The following is a 25,423-nucleotide window of genomic DNA, read 5'->3' as shown; positions in this document are numbered from 1 at the left end:
TAAAAGCAGGTAGTTGATTCCATTTAGATCAAACGGCACCGATCTATCGGTGCCGTTTAACAATTAATCGTTGTGACCTGCGCTACTTTCAAAACCAAATAAGGTAAGCCTTATTGGTCTGGATGTAACCTTATGTTTTACCACTGTACTAAAGTTTTGAAGGTCAATCTGATGTACTTCACCTAAGGCTGGAACAGCGATGTAGGCATATGATGAAGTGGATTCCAGTACCGGTTTATAGGTGTCAGTTGTTTGAACTGCACCAATCACGCCACCTTCTTTTTTAAGCGCTCCTGTTGAGAGATCATAAATTCGAAGCTTACCATCTAAGGTCAGCACCAAAAGATTTTTGCCAGCGTAGTCAACCTTGCATTGGAAAGCATCGTTCCCAGCGTAAATTGGAGATACTTTATTTGCCGCAACATCAATCATGTAAGCCCCTTTTGTTGCTACAAATCCAATGAACTTGTTTGCCGCTTTCGCATAGTAAATGTTAGCTAAACGGAAAGCTCCAAACCCTTCGGGATTGGGGACAAGTCGCTGCTCACCGGTGGCGTTTACCACAAGCACCCCTCCAGCTGCTGCAGCTGCATCTGTATAGCCACCGAATACTGCAACTCGTCCGTCTGTAGCGTTGCCATGGATGGCGCCGATCTCAAGATTTGATGCATGTATTAGTTTTCCAGTCTTGTCGATGACTTGAACCCGGTTTGGAGAGGCTCCCGCAGTAGCTGCCACAGTCACCGCATAGGTACCATTATCAAACTGGGCCATGGCGCCATGATGAGGAAGCAGACCTGCGTTTATAACACTAAACTTTGCACCAGCTTTGCTAAAATCCTGGTCACTGGCAACGCTTAGTGTGCCATCACCATCGTTGAAAATGATGGATTCAGTTCCCTTACTTTTAAAGTGCGTAGGTTTGATCCCCTCAGCTGAAATGCTGCCCCATTTGGCCTCATTAATAACATCTACATGGTCAACATGGGAGGCAAGACCACTGTCAAATACGTCGACAAGATTTTGACTTTGATATAAAACAGCCGCATATCGGCCCGAGGCGGTACCATAAAGATTGGCCATTGGAAACTTAGCATTAAACTGCTCGACCTTTGCTGAGAATGGATCAATAAGACTAAGCTGCGTGCTTAGCTCGTCACTGATCAGCAAGCGAACATATTTACTTTCCTTAGTGCTTTCATCACCTAGCTCGGGACTTGTGATTTCTTTATCTTTTTTACACGCTGAGAATGTCGCTGCAACAATGAATAGCAGACTTAATTTTTTAAAGTTTGGTTTGAAGTTCATGATTATGATTTAAGTAGGAAGTATATTAGAATGGAAACTGAGGCGCACAGATAATTGTGCATTACCCCTGGCGGGGTTGTTAGTGGCTGATGCGCCAATCCTGATTAAGCAGACCTCAGCCTATCGGTAAGAGTCCAATTACACTTTTATAATAGCGATCAAAAATTGATTTACAACCTAAAAGCATGCATGTATGTCTAGAAATCGCACATGGCAAATTCAAACAACATCCAAGCTATTGCAATAGCCACCGTTGTTTGGGCATCAGAAATGATAAATGTATTATCAAGCAATAGCGGCTAAAGGCGGGCCTTTGTTGGTAAATCCCTGAAGCGTGAACTTATAGACACCTGCAAAAACGCCTGTCAAAATGGTGGTGTAAGTTGAAACGCGTTGGATAGAAGGATGATCCGTCGGTACTAAGTACTTATGATGCTCTTGATGTGACAGAAACGAGCAAATCGGACATTTTTTGGATGCAATTGTGATCTGTTTTTCGCTGTGTGTTGTCGGAGCATCATTGTGATGGGAGTGAATTGCCGGAAAAACAAACGCTAAAAGCAGCAGCATGACAAGCACCATTGACGTGGCCTTATACAGCTGAGCTGACTTATTATGTTTGTCTTGTATCACAATGCACCAAAGTTGCATAAAACTATTTAGCCCCGCAATATCATTGATAAAAAAGTAATGTAAAGAATCTGAAGACATTTCTTTAATGCAACAATGTTGCGTATGTTTACCGTCATGAAATCACTATTGAAATCGGGGCAGCTTGATCAGCTGGGGATGGGCGCCTCTATAGCTTGCGCCATCCATTGTGCCGTTTTGCCAATTGTAGCCACATCGTTGCCTTTGATCGGTCTGGAGTTTTTAGCAAACACTTGGGTGGAGATCACCATGATCTTCTTTTCGGCGCTAATTGGCACATGGTCAATTGGAGGCTCTTATGCAAAGCATAAGAGGTGGTCACCAATGGTTTTGCTCCTATCTGGATTTTCATTGATCGCCACTGGTCATTTTGCCTGGCATGAAGTGGAGTCCATATTAATTCCCCTGGGCGGCTTCACTATTGCCATTGCACATTTTATTAATTGGAAGTACATCCAGGTTTGTGGCCACAGTCACGAAAACAAGAAATGAGTAATAGAAGTAGTGGAAACCTATTCCTATCATGCCTTGTGCTGTTTGCATTATCTTTCGTTAGCAAGCAAAGTAGGGCTCAACATCGAGCGGGGGACTTATTACAATCAAGATCCTGGGCCATTATCGGAACACTTGATTTCAAGCAGGGGAGCGGTAATGAAATTTATCCAGTGTTCTCAGATGAGCTTAAAAAACAAGCAAACCACGATTTTGAACTTCAAGGTTATCTAATACCGATTAGAGATGGAATGAAGCAAACACGTTTTCTACTATCCACCCTACCAATTAACCAGTGTTTTTATTGCGGAAAAAATGGAGTTCCAATCATGATTTTAGTTGAGATGGCTGAAGGGCTAGAATTCACTTATAAGCCTATCCGGGTACGAGGAAAGCTTAAGTTGAAAAGAGTAAACATTCGGGATTATCCTCCGATTGTATTATCGGACGCTGTTTTGCAAAAGTAAGTATACCGTTCTTAAACACTAAACGCAGTACGAGTTAGAAATTTATAGAAGAAATAATGAGAAGACATAAACTAGTAATTGGTGTGTTCCTGATGGCCATCAGCATGATTAACCCTGGATGCACACATAAAAAGCCCGAAGCCAAAGACATTTACCGGCAGTACATTAATAGCAAGTTGTCTGGTAGATAAAGTCAGAATTCCATATAAGCTCGGACTTTAATCCCCGCATTAGTTGAAGTGAAGCATTCGTTTGAACATAGCAGAGACTTCTGCTATGTAAACCTACAACATTGACATTTCAAAGATCCTGTCATATGGCTAATTGTTATCTTTGTAAAAATAAGATAGATTATGGGAGCATCTGCGGAAGAAATACTTAAAACGCATGGATTAAGAAGTACCCGCCAGCGACATGTGGTACTTGAGGAATTCTCTCAAGCGGACTTTGCACTTTCACAACCTGAATTGGAAAAGAGGCTCAAAGGTGAAATGGATAGAGTTACACTTTATCGTATACTAAGTTCTTTTGAAGAAAAAGGGATACTGCACAGTATTGTAGATCAGTTTGGTACAACAAACTACGCAAGCTGCAGCTCCAGCTGCAGTGCAGGACATCATAAAGATCAGCATATTCATTTCAACTGTTTAAACTGCAGGAAAATTTACTGTTTACAATCCACTAACCCCCCAGTTGATATTCCAACAGGCTTTAAAGCAGAAAATGTTTCAATAGTGGCAACTGGCTTGTGTAAGGTATGCAGCTCAAATTAAAGACCGGACATAATAGCCCGGCCTTTAACTTAATGAACAAACGCACATTTTAATTCATCAAGACTATTCTCCTTTAGACATGTTAAGTGTTAAGGTTGTTGTGAAACCCAATCCTGTTGTTGTTAAGGCTTTCACCGTGACTTTATAAGCGCCTTCAGTAAGTACAGAATTTTTCTTCACCGACACCGATCCTGTTTTTGAATCTATGGTAAAGATGTCATCAATATTCTCAAAGGCTTTATTATCTTTTTCTATCGAGACAATCTCAAAAGTGGACTTATAATCCTGTGGGTAGAGTGTTGGTGGAGTGGATTTGTAACCGTTTGACAGTGCGATGTGCAACTGGTTTAAAAGGATAGTAAGATCCAAATCAGCGTAATACTGCCCGTAGAAGAATTTGATCTGAGGCATGAAAATAACCCGGAAAGATCTTAAGGCAACGCTAAAGCCATCTTTTTGAAGACTTGGAACCACATCATATGCCTTTTCGGCTTTCTTGTTTGGATCACCTGCACTTGCTGAGAACTGTAGCTGGTTTGATTTTAAGGTGACTTCAGCACCAAGGGAAGTGCTATTCTCGATCCTCCATGTGGTTCCTTCCAGCAGTATTCCTGGCGCTTCAAGCTCAAAGTTGGCGGGATTACCGTACAACACATAGGTGAAAGGAATTGCAGCCTCATTATCCAGACCTTTGATATTCAGCTTTGCAGGAGTGACTTCAATTTCAATTGATTGCCTTCCTTCAAAGGCCTTTTCAGCAGAACTTGCTACCACCGTGATCTTATAGCTTTGAGGAATTTTGCTTCCGCTGCTGGCCGACACTGCACCATTTGGGTATAACAATGTACTATTCACATGTATTTTACCTGTATTCTTTTCTATCGTAACCGCCTCGGTAAGTTTATCATGTAGCCTGGTTGAACTGTTAATCTGCACGTTTTCAGTTGCATTGAAATCAAAGCGAATTTGTAAATCTGAGGCGTTTCTAATGTTTTCGGGGAGCAGGATCTCCTGCTGGTCACCGTACACTAGTGAAAGGCTTCCTGGAAGGTCTATGGGGACCTGATTCAAAGGAATGTCTTCATTTTTCTTGCAGGCCGAAATGGAAAGGACCATGCCCAGCACCATCAATAGTTTTGTGGTTTTTGTAAAAAGTTGCATAAATAAGATTTTTGTCAAAAGTATATTTTACATACCGTATATGCAATATAGTTGCGTTTGCAAAGGCAGTCTTACAGCATTTAAAGTGAAAGCTTATTTTTAAATATCTGAGAATCAACACCCATTAAGATTAAGCCATCTAATTTGTTGCAACAATGTTGCACAATAATACTTGAGTGCTATATTTGCCTGCCTTTAAATAAATGTATCAGGTGCAAACATTCCATTTTAAAAGATCTATTGAAAATTACGCAGGCAAGCTTTTTCTGATTGTAATCTTGTTATCTAGTTTAAGCGTATATGCACAGGAATCGCAATACAGGGATAGTCTAAAAACAGTAGACTTGCAGGAAGTAAATATTCAGGGAAGCAATGCGCCCAGTGGATCCGGCAAGCACACGATCTCACGAAAGCAACTTCAGGTTGTACAAGCTGGTACTCTAGGAGAAACCTTAAGTCATGTTCCTGGCGTACAAAACAGTTACTTTGGACCCAATTCTGGTACTCCTGTAATTAGAAGCCTTAGTGGTAACCGGGTTAAAGTTCTCAGCAACGGATTATCAATTAGTGATTTAGCCGGAGTAAGCCCTAACTTGAATCTGATCGTTGACATGGACAACACTTTAGGGATTGATATTCACAAAAGTGATGCGAGCATTCTTTTTGGTGGTAGAGCGATTGGGGGTGCAGTGAATATCAAAGACAATACTGTTCCTAAAAGGAAAACATCCAGAGCTCTTGATGGCTTTGTAACTGCAGCCGGGGGAACCAATAGTGGTTTCAGGCAAGCTGTAGATCTTAATGGTAATACTGGTAAACACTGGGTATGGCACTTTGGGGCGATGAATCGCTTTAACAAAGACCTTAGAATTCCAGGAAATACAAAAGCGCCCATTGCCTTTGATCCTGGCATAGATCCGCTTACCCAAACAATGGCTCAGGTAAACGTGGAGACACAGACCATAAGAAATTTGACCCTTTACCCGTATCTAAGCCAGTTTGTTATTGAAAACTTGAATAATCCGGAGTGGGCGTTGAGCGAAGCGGACATCTATACCTTTCAAGAAAACTCGGTTATTGGAGGCGTGGTTGTACCTAATCCTGGAAATTTGCTATACATTCCCGGGCAGCCCGCTGGTACTCCCCTTTCTACAAAAATTGTCAAAGGTATACACGATTACGCACCGGTAGTTAGGGGAATAATGCCTAATAGCCATTCAAATAGTTATGCCTTAAATCTTGGCACAAGCTATATTGGCGACAGCTTTTCTGCCGGTTTGGGATATAAAAGGTCTTACGGATACTACGGTATTCCCGGCTTCGCACTGCGAAAGCTTCCTGGGCACACCCATACCCATGATGATGGCTATACGCATGAAGTAGGCGGAAGTACTGGCTATCTACCAATAAATACCAGGTCGGCATCAAATAGCATTCTACTGGAATCTCAGTACCGTGCTTCAAAAAGCAGCATAGAATCTATTAGGATGAATTATGTAATGCAGTGGTCAGATGATAGTGAACTCATCGGTGATTACCTGGCCAATATGTTCACTTCTACCCGGCAAGTTGCAAGGCTAGAAGTAGATCAGCGAGTAAGCAGCTTTTTGAAAGGTACAAGTGGGCTGGACTATGCTTCTTTGAAATTAATTGGCAGTGGTGAGCAGCGCTATTTACCGGATAATTCCAGTAACGAGTATGGCCTTTTTACCCTGCAACAAATTACATTAAAGCCGGTAGCCCTCGATCTTGGATATCGCCATGATCTTGTTGAACGAAGGGCCAGGCGAACGCCAGGATATACGCCCAGTAGAGGTCTTGCTGGTGGAAAGCTGAGTGACAGGAATTTTCATCTTAACCAATATAGCGCTGGATTGCAGCTTAACCTGAAGAGCATTGCATTTATCCGAGCCGCTTACTTACATGCTGAAAGAGCACCTGACGTAAATGAACTTTATTCGGGGAACAATCACTTTGCCATCATGCTTGAAGAGAATGGTGATGATAAGCTTAAAAAGGAAACCGCCAAAACCGGGGAGCTATCAACGGGAATAAATTTGAAGGGAATCCACCTGCAGTTCAGCTATTACCAGAGAAGGTTCCAGAACTACATGTACCTTGCACACACTGGTATCTCTCGCTCTGGTGGCTTTTTAGTTAAAGAGTGGCGGCAGGCAGATACAAAGCTCACAGGATGGGAGGCAGAGATTGGCTATAATCGTGCATTAGGATCTAAAGCGAAGCTTGAAATTGCATCTTATGTTGACTTGGTACAGAATATAAATGTTTCAGATGATCGAATGAGAGACTGGGCAGAGGGTGATTATATGCCCAATATGCCCACCAGCCGGTTTGGATTTTCGGGTGGTATTCAAGTTAAAAACCTGGCACTAAACATCGGGTTAGATCGCTACCTTCAGCAACGATACTTAGGCAAAAACATCAACCCTGAACCACCGATGCCAGCCTATACCCTTTTGAATGCAAGACTTGCTTATGAAAGTTCAATCAGGGGTTTTAGAGTGGAATACTTCACAGAAGGCCACAATTTGTTAAATACCGAGGCACGTCCACAGAATTCATTTCTTAAGTATTTAGCGCCGCTTCCCGGGATTAATATTGCTTTAGGCATAAAAGCGAGCATCAATTAATGCTGTGGGGGAGCAATGAAACATAATGCTGTAGCTACTGCCGGTATGAAGACATTTGCCGTTCAGTCCTGTTCGAACAGCGAAAAGCAGGATAATATTTTCGTTTGATCAGACACCTGGGGATTACAACCTTCCTTCATTAGGGCTAAACGTGTTTATCCTATTCCTAGCATACATGTGTATATTCAAACTTGGCTGTAACAACCATTGAAGGCTTGACTGAAAGCTATGCCGACTTGATATAGCCATATTAGATAAATCAAAATACCCCATATTGAGGATAGTACATGCCATGTGTCGAGTATTTCTGAACTGAAAATCCCTGCTAAGATTGATGGTAAAAACATCAATATGAACAGCTGCCAGTGTTTTATGCGTAATACAAAATTCATTTTGCCGATGTTAAGGAAATCAGTTTAGATTTTATATTTGTCATACTTGTTTATTATAAATTTAATTCAAAACGGACCAATAGCTTTGAATCATGGAACAATATACATTTTGATAAGCATACATTGAGATATGCGTAAATTCAGCTATGAAGAACAAACGATACAGCTAACTGCTGCTATAGACATTGCTATAAATGCTTTCCAGTTGTTTCCTCCTCCAAATTGGTATGAAAACAATATCCAACGAGCTATAAACACCTACATATCCTTAAAAAATAGCCTCATAAACCCAGAACCAAGGTACAAGAATACGAAGAGCCTAAGCTATTTAGAAAACGATGTGTTCACTTATTTTCAAGAAGGTTCAGGAAAAACAGTCGACTTTTTCTGGGCACAAATAAAAAGTTCAGGGCTTCACTATCGAAGAGAGAACAAGCTTGCTCGAGTAATTAAACGAGGAAAAATAAGAAATCAACTGGAATATGATTTCATCATAGATGTATTGGTACCCTACCAGCAAGAAGGAATTATTGGCCCCACCGAAACAAGCCTGCTAAATAATCTTATTGCTGCATATGATGAGAAACATCGTGACAAGTAGGTATAGTTCTCAAGTTGATTACTTATTGATTGCAGGTCGTTAATTCTTTCACAGCCATTCATTTCTTGATTCTTTGGATTAGCTGCAGATACGCAGCGTTATCTATTGCACGTGCATCGATCGTGAAGAGTTTAACCTTGTTAGCCCCAAATATCTTTATGTCTTTGGGACGGGTAAACTTTTTATCCCATAGTATTAGATGTAAAAGACCTTGATTACTTGCGAGGTTACTATTTCCCTGCTCCAAGACTTTAACCTTCTTAATTTCATCCAATCTAATGCGCTTTGGCAGAATGTTAATCCTATTCTTAATAATTAAGAACCCATTATCTATTATCACGATTTCCCTTTTTAGGAATGCTATAGCAATAAAAAACAAACCAGGTAGTAGCCAAAAACAGGTAAATAAACTGACTTCGTAGTGCTTTAATGCGACATAACCTAAAACTACAATTATTAGTCCCCAAGTTAATGTGGCAATAAAAAGCCTGTCGTCGCTTTTAAACTTTATCATGTTGTATCCAATTCAATATGAATGATCCCGCTCACACACCTTGATACAAATAAAAGCATATCGAAGTTAGCTAGCACGTAGATTAACAATAAAAAACAGATTTAAAACTACCGGGAGCACAACAAGATTATTCCGTTGAATTTCACACAAATGCTGGAATATAAGAGCTTAGTGATTGAGCCTTAAGATGCTTTCAATAAAAACGCATCAACCACTTTAATTACAATACGTCGGGTATTTCCAAAAGTAACCTGGTTGCTCCCGGGAGGCTCAACAAGGCAATTCAGCAATAAAGTATCATCTACGATAAGAATGGTAAGCAGCTTGCGAGCACTGAAAATCCGATTTGTACGATTATCATAATTTGCACCGGAAGCGATAATCTTGTCCTTACCTTGTTCATCTATCAGCCAGGCATTTTCTTTCAGGATATCAACAATTAAAGTAGCTGCCGCGCTAGGGTCAAAGCCATTAAGGCTAATGGCATAGAATTCCAACTTCCTAAATTCCCGATTAAACGTTAACATTCCAGCAACGATCATTACGGTCCCTATCAATAATAGATTATGTTCTTCAAAAGGCATCTCTTTAGGAAAATCCTCAGTTACCCCTTTATAAATAAAACTACCTCCGGTAAACAATAGAATAATAGATAAGGAGTAATGGAACAACAAATTAATGGGACTAAGTTTTATTCGTTTCATTGCAGTAATTCCTGATTATCTTGGGTGCCAATTGCCTTTTTTGTAATACATATTGCCAAATTTCGAAGAATTGAAGATCAGGTGAAAACTACTGCCATCTCGGTATATTGTCGGGATGCTGTCAATCAGATGAGATCTGGGAGCGCTTACATTGATAATAAGTCTATGGGAAGGGTATATGTCCACTGTCTTAATCGTGCCGACGAGCTTTTTAACAGGCCTACCTCCCTCCATAGTGTAGAAGTATAAAGAATCGTTTTCCTTGATTTCAAACTTGAAAGTATCATATTGCCAGTTAGCATTTCTTCCTGAAAAGTAGCTTCTATCCACGATATACTCACCAGCAAAGTCTTTCCTTCTGAGCTTTTTCTTCTCGGTAATCGCATTTATTAAAAATGAGAGTACGATAAGCATAAAAATGAGCAACCATATAAACCCAAGAACTTTACCATACAGTACCTTTCTCGTAAGCAGCCATCCAATTAATAGGATAATTGTCAGTGGAACAAGTACAAAAATGAAAAGCAGGTTGAATCCAAACCCCATTATTCCCTAAGCGATATTATTTAATGTTACTAATTGGTTAAAACAAGGTATCCATATTACATGATATAACACCACTTTTTGAACAATTTGCCAGTAGCATATTGATGCATTTAAAAAGAATGTCGGGCATCTATTTTATAATTCTACGGAGGGAACAAGATTCACTAGTTTATCAGTCTGCCTTCTATGAAGGCAGACTGATAAACCTTTACAAAAACTGGTCTACCTCCCGATAAGCTTGTATCACGCGTTGCTCGCCTGCCGCTTCCGGTCTTGAATTACCATGCTCCATACCCATAACGCCCTTGTAACCCTTCCCATGAATATGCTTAAACAGATTCTTATAGTGGATCTCGCCTGTTGTTGGCTCCTTCCGCCCTGGGTTATCGCCAATCTGAATATATGCAATCTCATCCCAGCAGCGATCCATGTTCACAATCAGGTTGCCCTCCGTTTTCTGCATATGGTAAATATCATACAAGATCTTACAGGAAGGACTATTCACCGCCTTACAAACGTTATACGTCTCATGCGTTTGCTGTAGAAACAGTTCCGGCGTATCACTTAGCGTTTCCAGCACCATAATCAGCCCAGCGGGCTCAAAGATCTCCGCACCTGCACGCATGGCATCCACTACATTTGCCATTTGAATGCCGTAAGGCAACCTGCGGTCATAAAAACCCGGCACTACCGTCAACCACTTCGCGTTGCAGCGCTTCGCCGCTTCTACCGACCGCTTACAAGTATCGACAAACTTATCCTTGAACTCCTTTTTACCAGTCGTCAGGGATGTCTTCCAGTTGTCGCCGCCATCAACCACGAACACACCCATACGCATCCCAAGCTTTGCCAGCAGGTTCCCGATTTTGGTCTGCTCCTCTGTGGAACGCCCCAGGTAGCCGTTGTCTTCAATGGAGCGGAAACCCTGATCGTACATAAACTGGATCTGATCCAGAAAATTCTTTCCTGCACTGTTACTGAACATGCCCTCATGCGGTGCATAATCCAGGTTAAAAGTCTTACCTTTTTGCGCTAAAGCGCCATTTGCCGAAGCGCTACCTACCGCAGTGCTACCTACCGCAGCCGATGCTTCACCCGGCAAGATCGATCCTGCCATCAGTGTGCCGCCTGCAAGCAGGCTATTTCTTAAAAATTCTCCTCTTTTCATGATGATTGTTCTTGTTAATCTACCAGCAGTGTTTTGAATCCGGTGGTAAGTGTATCTGCCAGACTTCCATCCGGCCTGTGGTAAATAAAATAAGCTTCCAGCTTTGCCTTATCCGCAAAAGCCATCGCCTCTTCAATGCTGCCCATCGCCATCAATGCGTTATCATAGCCATCTGCCGTTAAAGCATCTCCGGCATAAACCGTTACACTGATCATCGGCGACTTCAAAGGATAACCCGTCTTCGGGTCAATCAGATGGCTGATCCGCCCTTCCTTGTACTTCCTGTACTTATTGAAAGTTCCCGAACTGGTCACAGCGCCTTCTTTTAACTCCAGAATGTGCCGGAAAGGCGCTGCTTTAGCAACTGCAGCACTTCCTTCCGGTGAAGGACCTTCAATGCCAATCCGGAAACCTGTGCCATCCGGCTTCGCACCATGTACAACCACCTCACCGCCAATCTCAACCATGTAAGATTTAATACCAGAGGCCAACAGATAATTCGCAATAACGTCAACGCTGAAACCCTGCGCAATGCCGTTCAGGTCTATCGTAACCCCCGGATGCTTCTTGTAGAGCACATCACCATCCAGCTCCAGCTGCCACATGCCAACACGCGCTAAAGTTTCCTTCACCGTGCTGCTGTCTGGAAATTGCTGTACCCTTTCCGGCCCAAAACCCCAAAGCTGCACCAGCGGTGCTACAGTAACGTCAAATCGCCCTTCCGAAGCTTTGTAAACCTCAAACGATTTTAGCATTACACTAAGGAAATGCGCATCTATCGGCAAACCCTTTTCAGACTTGTTAAACTGGTTGATCTGTGAATCTGGCTTGTATAAAGACATTAAAGCATCAACCTGCGCAAGCAAACTGTCGACGTCAGCTTTCTTTACCCTTTCCGCATCCGAATAATACCGCAGATTGTAATCTGTACCCTGGGCATAACCATGGATGCTGTACAATCGCTGTTCCCCTGACTTAAACAGAAAGGGGAACAGCAATAAAATACAAATGATGGCTGATCTGTAAATGAGCACGTATATTCCTTAGATCACTTTTGTTTTACCAGGTGTTGGAATCGGGTATAAGCCATTCTCATCCGGCAGCAGTCTTGGTTTTGCATCCCAGGCCAATTGTTCCGGGAACAAGCTGTTGTTTGCGTTCAGTGCCTCATCCCATTTAATGGTCTGCCCTGAATACGTCGCATAACGCCCCATGATCGCTGTTAAACAGCTCTTCGCACCACGTTCGGCATCGCTGAATTTGTATTCACCTTTACTGATCGCCGCAAACAGCTCATCATGTTCCGTCTGGTATGGATTTGCATTACCCTTGGTCGGGTGACTGAATAGCTCTTTACCGGTATGATCCCAAAGGATCCCCTGGTTGTTGGCCGACAGGTAAGTCCTACCCTTGGTACCCTGAAAAGTTTCATCCACCCGGTTCGAGGTACCTTCAAAGTGGCGGCACTGGCTATAGATCACCGCACCATCCGCATAGGTAAGTTCCACAGCATGGTTATCGTAAATCTCTCCGTAATCTTTGCCCGTTCTCCATGCGCGACTGCCAGTACCCTGAATAGAGGTCGGGTAAGCATTCTTCGCCCAGTTCGCAATATCAATGTTGTGTACGTGTTGCTCCACAATGTGATCTCCGCAAAGCCAGTTGAAGTAGTACCAGTTGCGCATCTGGTATTCCATTTCTGTTTGTTGTGGCTGACGTTTCTTCACCCATACCCCACCACTGTTCCAGTAAACCTGTCCGCCTACAATGTCGCCAATGGCACCATCCTGAATGCGTTTCATCGTTTCCCGGTAGTTCGTCTGGTAACGGCGTTGCAGTCCCACAACCACGTTCAATTTCTTTTTCTTGGCAATTTCCGCAGCGGCAAGCACCTTGCGGATCCCTGGTGAATCTACGGCAACAGGTTTCTCCATGAACACATGTTTACCCTTATCTACCGCTTCCTCAAAATGCATCGGGCGGAAGCCCGGAGGCGTAGCCAACAGCACAACATCCGCCAGGGCGATCGCTTTTTTATAGCCATCGAAACCCACAAAGCGACGGTCCGCAGGCACATCTACCTTCTCTTTGAATTTATCACTCAGCAGCTTGTAGCTCTGATCCATCCTGTCCTGAAAAGCATCAGCCATAGCCACCAGCTTCAGGTTAGATTTCGTAGTCAGGGCCTGAAAAGCAGCACCCGTACCACGGTCACCACAGCCAATCAAAGCAATCTTTATCGTATCATCTACACCGGAGTGTCCTGCAGCAAATGCAAACTGGTCAAGCAGTAAGCCGCCTGTAAGTAAAGCACCGGCCTTTAGAAAGTCCCTGCGCGGCGCAGATAGTTTTTCATTTTCCATTCTGTTTATATTTTGGTTTTTAGTTTTAATAATCTGGAATTACGGGTGTATCATAGTACTTTTCAATCTCCGCTGCTGAGGGTGGTACCGCTGGCCGTACCAGTCGCATGCCGATGAATGGCGCTTCCGGGAACCACCAGTTGCTCTTTGGAATCTGTGGATCAATCTGCTTCCATGCCGGGTCAGAAGCAAGCCTTGCCGCAGAACGCAGGTCGTTTGCCGGATCTTCATAGGAACCGCCCCTGATCACATGCGAATACAGTTTATCCGGCACATTCACTGGGTCCTGTTGCCCATTCTTCACACCGGCATAATAATCCGCCTGATACTGGTCATACGTCCATTCCGCTACGTTTCCATACAGATCGTAGATCCCCCACTTGTTGGGTTTCTTCTTACCCACCTGCTGCGATTTGCCGCCACTGTTGTCCTTATACCAGGCATACTCACCCAATGCTTGCACATCATCCCCAAAGGCATATTCAGTGGTGCTGCCTGCGCGACAAGCATACTCCCACTCCGCTTCTGTAGGCAGGCGATAGAATACGCCGGTCCGTGCATATAGCCATTTGCAGTATTGTATAGCATTGTAGTGCGTCATCGCCAATGCCGGATGATTCTCCTTGCCCATACCGAAGGTCATGTCCAGATAGGGTTTAGTTGGACGGGTTACCGCATCCACATTCGCCGGTACGGCACCAACACTATGGGTGGTTTCGTAGTCCTTGTAAAGGAAAGCCTCGTACAAGTCCCAGGTCAGTTCATGGGTACTCATCCAGAAGGCACTGATCTTTACCTGATGTGGGGGCTTCTCATCATCCTTGCCCTTATTGCTGCCCATGGTAAAGGCACCCGCAGGCACCGGCTGCATGGAAAAGGACAGCTTTGTACCATTGATCTCTTGCACGTAAGGCTTCCCTTTCTGCTGTGCGAAGCAGAAAGTGGAAGCCCACATAAATGTTAATACACCAAAAATTCTTTTTCTCATCGGCTAAGTAAGCGGATCTAATATCCGGGGTTTTGTATCAGTTGATTGTTTCTATTAATCTCGTCGCGACTAAATGGTCTGAAGTAGATCTTATCCTCCCATTTGCGGTTCTCCTGGGCGGTCTCTGTCGTCGGCGTATAAGTGTAGTTGTAAATCTCAGGGTCATAGCGGTATGGCGAAGACAGCGTTTTGCCAGGTTTAAATTTACCGGTAACCTTAATGTAGGTTGTTTTACGACCTAAGGTTTGCGGTGCAATCATCCAACGGCGTGCATCGTGATAGCGCTGCTCTTCGTACACCATTTCTATGCGGCGCTCATGGCGGTAAGCTTCTTTTAAAGCATCTCCGGTCGCGGTTATTGCTGGCATGCCCGAGCGGAAGCGGATTCTGTTGAGCCATAAACGTGCTTCGCTTTCCTGACCAAGCTCAATGCTCGCTTCCACGTAGTTGAACACGGCTTCCGTATAGCGGAAGAAAGGCCATGGCACAAACTGCGGATTGGAAGCCTCAATGATGTTCGGATCCGGATCAATAAACTTGTGGGTATAGTAGCCGGTCCAGCTACCATTCCAGTTCTCAATGGAGCTGCCACGGGTATCCAGACCTTTAAAGGTGATTACACTGGAACCTTCCTGCAGGTCGTACTCACCAGTCTGAATCTGATTCGCCGGATCAACATTGCCGGATACCAGATTTCTCGGCTTCCAGTTTGCACCATCATATAAAATGGTAGCATAGAAGCGTGGATCACGATTTACGTAAGGCGATGCCTTTTGCGCAGCGTTGCTCCAGCTGAATGGCGTACCATCCTGCATTTCGTAATCATCCACAAGCAAACCGATAGGCGTATTTCCTGCCCAGTTGTGGTAGCCGTTCGGTCCATTTGCACGGCCATAACGCATGTCACTACGGTCAATAAAATAGCGGGCAAAGATCAGCTCGCTTGCTGCCGAAGCATCAACCCCCGGTGCCTTGCTGCCACCACCCATTGCTATGCTCTTGTAATTCATTCGTCCTTCTTCCGGTGTTACTGGTGCCGTAAGGTTTAATTTATAGCCTGCACCTGCATCAAGAATGGCCTTTGCAGCAGCTTGCGCTGCGGTCCACCGAGCGGTTCGGTCACCTGAAAGATAGCCAAGAAACTCTGGATTTGCAAAACCGGCAATCACGGACGACTTCGTTTTTGCAGTCGGGATGTCGTGTAAATCACTGGCTGCATAAAGCAAAACGCGCGATTTCAAAGCCATTGCCGCCATGGATGTGGTACGTCCTTTTTCCATGGTACGACCATTCAGAAGCGTAATTGCCTTCTCACAATCTGCAAGGATTGCCGTAACACACTCCTCATAAGTGGCCCTTTTTACCTGAAAATCGTCATTCAACGCATAACTTTTCGTAATCAGCGGCACACTTCCATAGTACCGAAGCAGTTGCTGATAGAAGTAGCCCCGCAAGAAATACGCTTCACCAAGAAGCTTGTCTTTAATGTTTTGATCGGCAATTCCATTCTCCCCACCTTCCAATCTTTCAATAACAATGTTACAAGAACGGATGCGATTATACATCTGGTTATAGCCATAAGTTTCATCCACCCAGCCTAAAGTCGTAGGGTTAATGGTACCGGCATTGATCAGGTCAATACCCCGGTTCGGGTGCGTGAACATGGACTCATCCGAAAGGGAGGACAACATCTGTTCATCAAATCCACCTACATCCAGGCCATTGTAAATCTCCGTTACAAAGCCTTGTGCAAGTGCGGCATCCTGCCAGACCAGCTCTGCCGAGATCTGATTTGGTGGCTCCACCGCCAGGAAGTCTTTTTTGCAACTCAACGTTACTGTTGCAAGTATCGCCAGTGCGTATAAATATTTATTTCTGTATATCGGTTTCATATTTAAATTTTTAACGGTTCCCATTTATGTCTAAAATCCTGCTTTTATACCTGCATTGATCACCCGTGCCTGTGGATAATACTGCGCACTGGAGTTGGTAGATTCCGGATCCCAGATTTTGATCTTATCCAGGGTAAACAGGTTCAAACCATTTGCATAAAAGCGCAGGGAGCGTAAGCCTATACGTTTGCTGAACTCCGGATTCAGGGAATAACCCAGCTCCACGTTTTTCAACCTTACATAGTTATTGCTCCGGATCCAGTAAGTATTCTGCGCTGCATTGTTGGTATCGGTATAATAGGTTTGTCCACGGTTAGACAGCCTCGGAAACTCACTGCTCGGATTGTCGATGCTCCAACGATTGATGTAAGACCATTCCAGGAAGTTACCAATGTCTCCCGATTCGGTTAAGCCCACAATCTGTACGCCGCCCGTTGCACCTTGAATCAATGCTGAGAAGTCGAAGTTTTTGTAGGTCAGGTTAATGTTCAAACCACCGGTAAACCTTGGCACATTGGTTTTATCCAATCTGATCTGGTCATCACCATTGATCTTGCCATCACCGTTCACATCGCGGAACTTCATATCGCCTGGCAGCAACCTGTTTGTTAATCCGGTATAATCAATCTGATTGGCATTAATCTCTGCCTGATCCCTGAACACGCCAGTGTACTCATAAGCCAGCCCTGTTCCGGTTGGCATACCCGTAGAACGTTGCCATTCCGGTGCACCTGGTGTCTCATCCCAAAACACGATCTTGTTTTTGGAGTAACCACCATTCACACTAACCATGTAGCCAAAGTCGCCAGCCTGATCCGCATAACTCAGCTTAAACTCGTAACCTTTGTTATCCACCTTACCCAGGTTCACCGGCGGCAATTTGTCGGTAATACCCGAACTACCCGGGATGGAGTTACCTCTGGAGATCAGGATGTTCGTACGTTTATTATAAAAACCATCAAGTTCCAAAGTCAGCTTGTTGTTCAGGAAGGATGCATCCAAACCGATGTTGGCATTGTTGGCAACTTCCCATCCGAAGTCCAGGTTAGGCACACGATTTTCGAAAAGCGTTTGTGTCAGCTGATCATTGATCACATAATTCCCGAAGCCCATGGTACTCAGGTACTGGTACTCGGCGAGTGCATTACCGAAGTAGGCTTCAGCACCCATTTGTCCCCAGGATCCACGAATTTTCAGGTTGTTCACGAAGGAGACATTGTTTTTAAAGAATGACTCCTCTGAAATACGCCAGCCCACGGACACACCCGGGAAGAACCCGAAACGTTTATCTTCCGGGAAGATGTACGAACCATCCGCACGCCACAGGAATTCCGCAAGGTACTTCTCTTTGTAGTTGTAGCCCACACGGCCGAAGTAGCTTAACCTCGCCCTGCGATACAGGTTGTACGGTTCATCCGCTGGATTGCTGATGGCCTGCTCCTTATCGCTACCGCCAACAAGTTCCTGCAATGCGGTAGAAAGGAAGTACCTGCGGAACGCTGAAAACCCACTATTATCTACCTTCTCACGTGTCACACCCGCCATTAAATTAAACTGATGGTCGTTGATCTTCTTATCGTAGTTGATCATACCCATCAGGTTGATGGCCAGCTGATCCCCGGCATATTCCTGCAAGCTCGGATCGGTACGCTCTGAGCGGACTGACCCAACCAGTACCGGCGTTACGCCATCTGCTTCGAAGGTCTTTTTATCCCAATCGTATAGCGTCCATGGGGTTTGCCAGCGCTTACGTTTTCCAAAGAACTTATCGATTGAAGCCGTAGTGGTCACGCGCAGGCCTTCGACCCCTGGAATTTTAATCTCCAAACGCCCGGTAGACTGGAAGTAATCACGGCGGTCGCGATCATAGCCCGTAAGGTCTGTCGCAATTACATAAGGGTTGTATCCAAATTCGATATCACGACCCGGCAAACCGTTTGGCCAGACCTCAATTTCTGTTGGTTTACCACGCATCAGCATCCGGAAGATATCACCCGCCCCTACCGTAGGGAAGTTTCGCATTTCCTCCCGGCCAGTAATGCCCAGCGTTGCGGTTACATAGTCGTTAAACTTGGATTCCAGGTTGATCCTGAAATCATATTGTTGATACCCTGTCGCGGATTTTTTATAATAACCATCCTGATCCAAATAGCCCATCGAAACGAGGTACTTGGTGTTTTCGGAACCACCGTTTACCTGTATATTATGGCGTTGTTGCGGTGACCAGGTTCTTAAGGTCGTGCCGTACCAGTCGGTATTTGGATACCGCAAAGGATCGGATCCATCCCCAAGCTTCTGGATTTCATCCGGGCGGTAAGCTGCATTTAAAGTATTGCCATTGTCCGGTCGAACGTAAGAGCCGGTCGTTTTAAAGGCGTCCCAAGCTGCCGACCACTGATCTACCGGCAGGTCAGACCCGAAGATGTTCAGCTCGTTCAGGATTTCTGCATACTGCGTGGAGCTGGACATTTTCGGTGTACGTACCGGCTGCTGTAGTCCGTAGCCGAAATCGTACGACACCTGTGGTTTACCACTTTGCCCTTGTTTGGTGGTGATCAGGATTACCCCGTTTGCTGCACGGGATCCGTAGATGGCCGCGGAAGCATCTTTCAACACCGAAACGCTTTCAATGTCATTGGGATTGATCCTTTCCAGACCACCAGCCCGGTTTGGAACCCCATCAATAACGATCAGCGCATTATTATTTCCCAGGGAGTTTACCCCACGGATTCGGATGGCAGAACCATCGTATCCGGGTTCACCACTGGCCTGAACGGCCGTTACACCTGGTAGTCGCCCTGCCAGGGAGTTCGATAAGTTGGCTGTCGGGGTTTTGGCGAGCTCCGCACCTTTTACTGCCGTAACCGCACCAGAAACAACCGCTTTTTTCTGTGTACCATAACCCACAACGATGACTTCAGAGAGGGATTCATTATCCTCCATCATGTTCACGTTGATTGCGGTGCGACCATTTACCGGCTGTTCATTGGTTACAAAGCCGACGTAGCTGAAGACCAGCACACCATTCTCCGGCACCCGGATGGTATAGCGACCTGAAGCATCTGTGGTGGTGGCGATGGTGGTGTTTTTAAGTTTAACACTTACCCCGGGAATGCCGGCGCCATTGGCGTCTTTGATTTGGCCCGTGACCACAATGTCGGCACGCTCGTAGGCGAAGCGACTGTTTGGAAAGGCCGCAGCAGCGGCCTGTTCACAAGCAAATAAAGTGGAGACAAAGATCACGTTCGTGAGGAACATGACGCTGTTTTTTCGAAAGCGGAAGCGTAGAGTGTTGACACACTGTTCCCTTTTTTTCATAAATTTGTGGTTGATTGTTAAAAATCTGACAATAGTGAATACTGTTTTCGGAGGAAAAAGGAGTTGAGTGTTGGCGCATTCACTCCTTTTTTTTTTGCGGTTAAGTCATGTCTAATCGTTTATCGGTTTAACTTATATGGTTAATTGTATGCTTATGAGGCATCTACCGGAAATGAGCAGCGAAAATTATGGATATAGGGAAACTTCCCGGACAAGCGCGGTTAGCAGTTGTGCGGAAACAAAATCAGTATTTCCAGTAAATGGTGCTGCTTTAGACTCGAAAAGGAATATTGGTCGTAAATAAGTGACAGACTTTGTACTTTTTGATGCGCTGATGCGGTACACGTGGTTCGTGGTGACCGGTCAGCTGAGTTGAGGTAGGTAAAGGTTTAGGCATAAGGATATATTTGGTTGTAACAAAATTAATATTTTAATTATAACCTCCAAATATTTAATCATTCGATTGCAAAAATTAAGTTATACCATTTATTTCTCAATTATTTACAGCGACTAAGCGCATCCCGCCATCCTTTAGGCTCCCCACAACCCTGCAGTTGCACCCTAAATCCTTCCTGAAGGGAAACTAAACCAATTCGTTAACTAACCGGACCTCAGGCGCCTATTGTTCGCCTTTCCTTCGGCTGGAGGCGAAGCATAGGCGAACGAAAGGCGAACAATAGGCGAACGAAAGCCGGCCAAAATACTTCGTCAATGTGGGTTCTTCCACAAGCTTTTTACCATTTATAGCGCATAAAAAAACCGCGCTGACCAGAGTCAGCGCGGCTTATATGATATTGTTTAATCGACTACCAGAAAACGGTATAAAGGGCCACAATGATACCCAATACGATCAATGCACCTGCAGCAAAGCTGTTGGTGGTTTTGAACATACTGCTGTCGATCTCCAGACCCTTCGGGTTTGCACCTTTACGCCCTTCAATGGTACTGATGACCCACATCACGATTACACTGATCAGGAATACAAAGCCCATACGATCCAGGAATGGAATTTCGTAAAGCCTGCTACCATCTTCCTGTGTTACCAGCTTCGAGAAGCCGTATGGACTTAACCATTCCAGGTTTGCAAACTTCGGCAATACTTTGAAGAGTACAGAAAGCAGGAACCCACCAATAGTTGCGAACAATGCTGCATTGGATGTGGTTTTCTTCCAGAAGAAACCAAGAATAAACATCGCGAAGATACCTGGGGATACAAATCCGGTGTATTCCTGAATGAACTGGAAACCACCTTTTTTATCCATACCCAGGTGTGGTGCAATAACAATGGCGATAACCATTGCTGCAATTACCGTGATACGGCCAACAACAACCTGTCTGTTTTCATCTGCATTCTTGTTGATGACTTTCTTGTAAACATCCAGTGTAAAGATGGTTGCAATACTGTTTGCCTTTCCAGCCAGGGAAGCGACAATCGCAGCAGCTAATGCAGCAAAAGAAACGCCTTTAAGTCCTTCAGGTAACAGGTTCAGCAATACCGGATATGCAGAGTCGGCATTTAGTGAACCACCCTTCTGCATGGCATTCTGAAAGTCGCCATAACCTTCCTTGTACAGCACGTAAGCCGCAATACCAGGTACCACAACGATCAGCGGCATCAACAGTTTAAGCACTGCAGCGAATAACAAACCACTTCTCGCGGTTTGAAGATCCGCACCAAGTGCACGTTGCGTAATGTACTGGTTACAGCCCCAATAGTTCAGGTTTACGATCCACATACCACCGATCAGTACCGTTAGTCCCGGAAGGTCCATGTAGTTTGGATTCTCCTGTTTAAAGATCATATGGAAGTGATCTGAGGCCTTCTCGGTAATGAGTTTCATGCCGTTTGCAACACCTGAGCTACCGAAGTGCGTAGCAACAAGTTCCAGTGCCAGGTAGGTTGTTGCCAAACCACCCAGGATTAAAAAGAATACCTGAATTACATCGGTGTACCCGATTACCTTCATACCGCCCAGGGTGATCAGCACCGCGAAAATCGACAGGATATACATACACGCGGTGATGTTTATCCCGGATACGCTGTTGATGGCCAATGCGCCCAGGTAAAGGATGGAGGTAAGGTTAACGACCACGTACAGCAGCAGCCAGAAGATCGCCATGATCATGGCTACGGTGCTGTTATACCGCTGCCCCAGGAACTGCGGCATGGTATAGATCTTATTCTTGAGGTAAACCGGGATAAAGAAGACCGCGACAATGATCAGCGTTACGGCAGCCATCCACTCATAGGTTGCAATTGCAAGTCCCATGGTGAAGCCGGAGCCACTCATACCGATAAACTGTTCTGCGGAAATGTTGGAAGCAATAAGCGATGCACCGATTGCCCACCAGGTTAATGAATCTTTAGCAAGAAAAAAGTCTTTCGAGTTTTCTGCATCTGATTTCTTCTTGTGGTAAACCCAGTAGCCGTAGGAGGCTACGATAACAAAGTAGACAAGAAAAACGACGTAGTCGTAGGTTCCTAATGAATTCATGTAGTTTTAAAGTTTATATTTGGTTAAATATACCTATTGACAATGTTTTCCAACAGTTCCTGTTGGCCGCTGATTGTCTCAGGTTCTCCATGTTCTACCGCATAGTTTCTAAGATCTTCCAGGGTCAGTTTACCATCTTCGAAATCTTTTCCAGCTCCGGCGTCGTAAGATGCATATCTTTCCTGACGAATTTTCTTATAATCTGATTTTTGTAAAATCGCGTCTGCAGTAACCAGGGCACGTGCAAAAGTATCCATTCCACCGATATGTGCATAGAATAAATCTGCAGCATCAGTAGAGTTTCTGCGGATTTTCGCGTCGAAGTTAATACCGCCACCTTGCAGTCCGTTATTTTCAAGTACGATCAACATCGCCTCTGTTACTTCATTGATGTTGTTCGGGAACTGATCGGTATCCCATCCGTTTTGAACATCACCACGGTTTGCATCCATGGAACCTAATAAGCCTGCATCTGCAGCAACCTGCACTTCATGCTGGAAAGTATGTCCGGCTAAAGTTGCGTGGTTCACTTCCAGGTTCAGTTTGAAATCACCCATAAGGTCGTACTGACGTAGGAAGCTGATTACCGTTGCCGCGTCATAGTCGTACTGATGTTTAGTTGGCTCACATGGTTTCGGCTCAATAAAGAACGTTCCTTTGAAACCCTGTGCGCGCGCATAGTCTTTCGAAGCATGCAGGAATTTCGCTAAATGCTCCTGCTCACGTTTCATGTTCGTGTTCAACAGGCTCATGTAACCTTCACGACCGCCCCAGAATACATAGTTTTCACCACCTAACGCGATGGTTGCGTCCAATGCAGATTTCACCTGGGCAGCACCGTGTGCCAACACATGGAAGTTCGGGTTGGTAGAAGCACCATTCATGTATCTGCGGTGCGAGAACAAGTTGGCCGTTCCCCAAAGTAGTTTCACACCACTTTCCGCTTGCTTTTGCTTTGCATATTCCACAAGCGTTTGCAGACGTCTTTCATTTTCAAGTACGTCGTTGGTAAAATCCACCACATCCACATCGTGGAAGCAGTAATATGGCAGGTTCATTTTGGTCAGGAACTCAAATGCAGCATCCATTTTATCTTTTGCGCGTTCCACAGCGTCTGCTTTTTCATCCCAGGGGTGATTGATGGTGGCTTCACCAAATGGATCGCCACCTGTGGCAACGAAAGAGTGCCAGTAAGCGCCAGCAAAACGAAGATGGTCCTTCATCGTTTTACCCGCAACGATACGGTTTTCGTCATACCAGCGGAACGCCAGTGGATTATCTGACTCCAACCCTTCATATTTAACTTGTTCAATTCCTTTGAAGAATTCCTTTTCTCCAGTAATTACATTTCCCATAATTTTATTGTGCTTAGATTAGTTTTGTTTATTTAAATAGCCCAGCCAGCTTTGATAAACCGGCTCGTAGGCTGCTGTATTCGTTGGTGTTACCAGTTGCAGTGGTTTGATGTTCTCGAACGCTTCTGCAGCGGTGCTGAATGTACCCGCGCCAATGCCGGAACCCAGGGCCGCCCCTACGCTACCATCATTTTGATATAGTTCTACCGGTACGCCGGTAGCATTTACGAAAGCTTCCAGGAACAGCGGACTTAAGAATAGGTTTGCCTTTCCTGCACGGATGACGCTTGGGTGCAGACCATTGCTGCGCATGATGTCCAGCCCGTAGCGGAAAGAATAGGCAATGCCTTCCTGCACGGCGCGGAAGATGTGTCCCTGATGATGCAGGTTGAGGTCGATATCATGCAGATGCACACCAACAATCTTGTTGTTCAGCATGCGTTCTGCGCCATTTCCAAACGGCAGAATGCGGATGCCTGCAGCGCCAACAGGCGTTTTTGCGGCTTCGTCATTCATCTGTGCATAGTTGATCGCGGCGCCGAACAGGTTTTTCGTCCATCGGTTTAAGCTGCCGGTGCCATTGATGCAGAGCAACACACCCAGGCGTTGCGCTTCCGCAGTATGGTTCACATGGGCGAACGTGTTTACGCGCGACTGTGGATCGTAGGTTAGCTGATCGCTGACGCCATAAATCACACCGGAGGTGCCCGCCGTTGCAGCAACCTCACCAGGTTGGAGTACGTTAAGCGATAAAGCGTTGTTTGGCTGGTCGCCGGATTTATAGGAAACCACCGTACCTGCTTTCAGGCCCATCAGTGCTGCCACTTCGGCGCTCACACGACCATGATCCGAGAACACGGGTTTGATTTCCGGGATCAGCGCAGCATCTATGCCATACAATTCCATAAGCTCCGCAGAAACGGTGTTCGTTTGAAAGTCCCAAAGGATGGCTTCTGATAATGCGGAAATACTTGTGGTGATCTCATTGGTTAACTTCATGGCGATAAAGTCGCCCGGTAGCATCATCTTGTGAATGCGTGCATATACCGCTGGCTCCTGTTGCTTTACCCAGGCCAGTTTGGATGCGGTGAAGTTGCCCGGAGAATTCAGCAGGTGCGAAAGGCAGAACTCATGCCCTAACTTTTCGAAAGCGTCATTCCCGATCTCTACAGCGCGACTGTCGCACCAGATGATGCTATCGCGCAGTACCTGCTGGTCTTTGTCGACCAGCACCAGACCGTGCATCTGATAAGCGATACCGATGGAGGTGATGTCCTGTGGATTGAAAGTTGCATTTTTCTTGCAAAGGTTGAATGCCTGTTGCACATGCGCCCACCACATCTCCGGGGACTGTTCTGCCCAGCCGGGTTGTTTGGCAATGATGTCGCTTTCTTGTTCGGGGTATTGTCCGGAGATGATGACTTGCTGCGTGTTTGCATCCACCACCGACACTTTAATGGACGAAGTGCCTATATCGATTCCTAATAATAACATATTTGCTAAGGATTGACCCCGTTTAGTTTATCTTGGTTACAGAGAAACGAATTTAGTATTTAATATTTTAAGTTGGCAATCGATTGCCAA

21 protein-coding genes are annotated in these 25,423 nt (G+C 45.0%); 6 read left to right on the top strand and 15 right to left on the bottom strand.

Annotated features, from left to right (window positions below):
• Positions 1-63: 63 nt before the first annotated feature.
• A complete protein-coding gene (locus IEW69_RS08420; RefSeq protein ID WP_188626400.1) occupies positions 64-1,308 on the bottom strand; it encodes a hypothetical protein in 1,245 nt (414 codons plus the stop codon).
• Positions 1,309-1,593: 285 nt separating this feature from the next.
• Positions 1,594-2,019, bottom strand: a complete 426-nt coding sequence (locus IEW69_RS08415) for a hypothetical protein (protein ID WP_188626399.1) — start codon at positions 2,017-2,019, stop codon at positions 1,594-1,596.
• A 36-nt stretch (positions 2,020-2,055) separates the two neighbouring features.
• On the opposite strand from IEW69_RS08415, the gene IEW69_RS08410 reads away from it, so the two are divergent.
• The 4 genes from IEW69_RS08410 (at position 2,056) to IEW69_RS08400 (ending at position 3,691) form a co-directional block, all read left to right on the top strand.
• The gene (locus IEW69_RS08410; RefSeq protein ID WP_188626398.1) at positions 2,056-2,451 is read left to right on the top strand and encodes a MerC domain-containing protein; all 396 of its coding nucleotides are present in this window, start codon (positions 2,056-2,058) and stop codon (positions 2,449-2,451) included.
• Positions 2,448-2,918, top strand: coding sequence for a hypothetical protein (locus IEW69_RS08405; RefSeq protein WP_229663565.1), 471 nt, complete (start codon positions 2,448-2,450; stop codon positions 2,916-2,918). Before IEW69_RS08410 ends, IEW69_RS08405 begins: the two co-directional genes overlap by 4 nt.
• Before the next feature lie 56 nt (positions 2,919-2,974).
• Complete coding sequence (locus IEW69_RS16995) at positions 2,975-3,109, top strand: hypothetical protein (RefSeq protein WP_262890758.1); 135 nt, start codon at positions 2,975-2,977, stop codon at positions 3,107-3,109.
• 162 nt (positions 3,110-3,271) lie between these two features.
• The gene (locus IEW69_RS08400) at positions 3,272-3,691 is read left to right on the top strand and encodes a Fur family transcriptional regulator (protein WP_188626397.1); all 420 of its coding nucleotides are present in this window, start codon (positions 3,272-3,274) and stop codon (positions 3,689-3,691) included.
• Between the two features lie 63 nt (positions 3,692-3,754).
• Here IEW69_RS08400 and IEW69_RS08395 read toward each other — a convergent pair whose 3' ends face one another.
• Positions 3,755-4,852 carry a hypothetical protein gene (locus IEW69_RS08395; protein ID WP_188626396.1) on the bottom strand — a complete coding sequence of 366 codons (1,098 nt, stop codon included), beginning with the start codon at positions 4,850-4,852 and terminating at the stop codon, positions 3,755-3,757.
• 344 nt (positions 4,853-5,196) lie between these two features.
• On the opposite strand from IEW69_RS08395, the gene IEW69_RS08390 reads away from it, so the two are divergent.
• Both IEW69_RS08390 and IEW69_RS08385 read left to right on the top strand, forming a co-directional pair.
• Positions 5,197-7,503 carry a TonB-dependent receptor gene (locus IEW69_RS08390; RefSeq protein ID WP_229663564.1) on the top strand — a complete coding sequence of 769 codons (2,307 nt, stop codon included), beginning with the start codon at positions 5,197-5,199 and terminating at the stop codon, positions 7,501-7,503.
• A gap of 522 nt (positions 7,504-8,025) precedes the next feature.
• Positions 8,026-8,496 carry a hypothetical protein gene (locus IEW69_RS08385; RefSeq protein WP_188626395.1) on the top strand — a complete coding sequence of 157 codons (471 nt, stop codon included), beginning with the start codon at positions 8,026-8,028 and terminating at the stop codon, positions 8,494-8,496.
• Between the two features lie 58 nt (positions 8,497-8,554).
• Here IEW69_RS08385 and IEW69_RS08380 read toward each other — a convergent pair whose 3' ends face one another.
• From IEW69_RS08380 to IEW69_RS08325, 12 genes are all read right to left on the bottom strand, one after another.
• The gene (locus IEW69_RS08380) at positions 8,555-9,010 is read right to left on the bottom strand and encodes a hypothetical protein (protein WP_188626394.1); all 456 of its coding nucleotides are present in this window, start codon (positions 9,008-9,010) and stop codon (positions 8,555-8,557) included.
• Positions 9,011-9,192: 182 nt separating this feature from the next.
• Entirely contained in the window at positions 9,193-9,714 is a 522-nt protein-coding gene (locus tag IEW69_RS08375; RefSeq protein ID WP_188626393.1) for a hypothetical protein, read from the bottom strand.
• A 15-nt stretch (positions 9,715-9,729) separates the two neighbouring features.
• Positions 9,730-10,128, bottom strand: coding sequence for a hypothetical protein (locus IEW69_RS08370; protein ID WP_229663563.1), 399 nt, complete (start codon positions 10,126-10,128; stop codon positions 9,730-9,732).
• A gap of 340 nt (positions 10,129-10,468) precedes the next feature.
• Complete coding sequence (locus IEW69_RS08365) at positions 10,469-11,428, bottom strand: hydroxypyruvate isomerase family protein (protein ID WP_188626391.1); 960 nt, start codon at positions 11,426-11,428, stop codon at positions 10,469-10,471.
• Positions 11,429-11,442: 14 nt separating this feature from the next.
• On the bottom strand, positions 11,443-12,462 hold the full coding sequence (locus IEW69_RS08360; protein ID WP_188626390.1) for an FAD:protein FMN transferase: 1,020 nt from the start codon (positions 12,460-12,462) through the stop codon (positions 11,443-11,445).
• A gap of 9 nt (positions 12,463-12,471) precedes the next feature.
• A complete protein-coding gene (locus IEW69_RS08355) occupies positions 12,472-13,791 on the bottom strand; it encodes a Gfo/Idh/MocA family protein (protein WP_188626389.1) in 1,320 nt (439 codons plus the stop codon).
• Positions 13,792-13,816: 25 nt separating this feature from the next.
• Entirely contained in the window at positions 13,817-14,779 is a 963-nt protein-coding gene (locus tag IEW69_RS08350) for a formylglycine-generating enzyme family protein (protein ID WP_188626388.1), read from the bottom strand.
• Between the two features lie 17 nt (positions 14,780-14,796).
• Positions 14,797-16,671 (bottom strand): RagB/SusD family nutrient uptake outer membrane protein, encoded by a 1,875-nt coding sequence (locus IEW69_RS08345; RefSeq protein WP_188626387.1) that lies wholly within the window; start codon positions 16,669-16,671, stop codon positions 14,797-14,799.
• 30 nt (positions 16,672-16,701) lie between these two features.
• Positions 16,702-19,989 carry a SusC/RagA family TonB-linked outer membrane protein gene (locus tag IEW69_RS08340; RefSeq protein ID WP_229663562.1) on the bottom strand — a complete coding sequence of 1,096 codons (3,288 nt, stop codon included), beginning with the start codon at positions 19,987-19,989 and terminating at the stop codon, positions 16,702-16,704.
• Positions 19,990-20,795: 806 nt separating this feature from the next.
• Positions 20,796-22,484, bottom strand: coding sequence for a sodium/sugar symporter (locus IEW69_RS08335; protein WP_188626386.1), 1,689 nt, complete (start codon positions 22,482-22,484; stop codon positions 20,796-20,798).
• Positions 22,485-22,507: 23 nt separating this feature from the next.
• Positions 22,508-23,839 (bottom strand): xylose isomerase, encoded by a 1,332-nt coding sequence (xylA, locus tag IEW69_RS08330; protein ID WP_188626385.1) that lies wholly within the window; start codon positions 23,837-23,839, stop codon positions 22,508-22,510.
• A gap of 18 nt (positions 23,840-23,857) precedes the next feature.
• On the bottom strand, positions 23,858-25,333 hold the full coding sequence (locus tag IEW69_RS08325) for a xylulokinase (protein ID WP_188626384.1): 1,476 nt from the start codon (positions 25,331-25,333) through the stop codon (positions 23,858-23,860).
• Positions 25,334-25,423: the final 90 nt, after the last annotated feature.

It is taken from the genome of Pedobacter quisquiliarum, from assembly GCF_014642175.1.
GTDB lineage: Bacteria > Bacteroidota > Bacteroidia > Sphingobacteriales > Sphingobacteriaceae > Pedobacter > Pedobacter quisquiliarum.
Note: the sequence above shows the minus strand (reverse complement) of the source record. Positions and strands in the feature narration are given on the sequence as shown.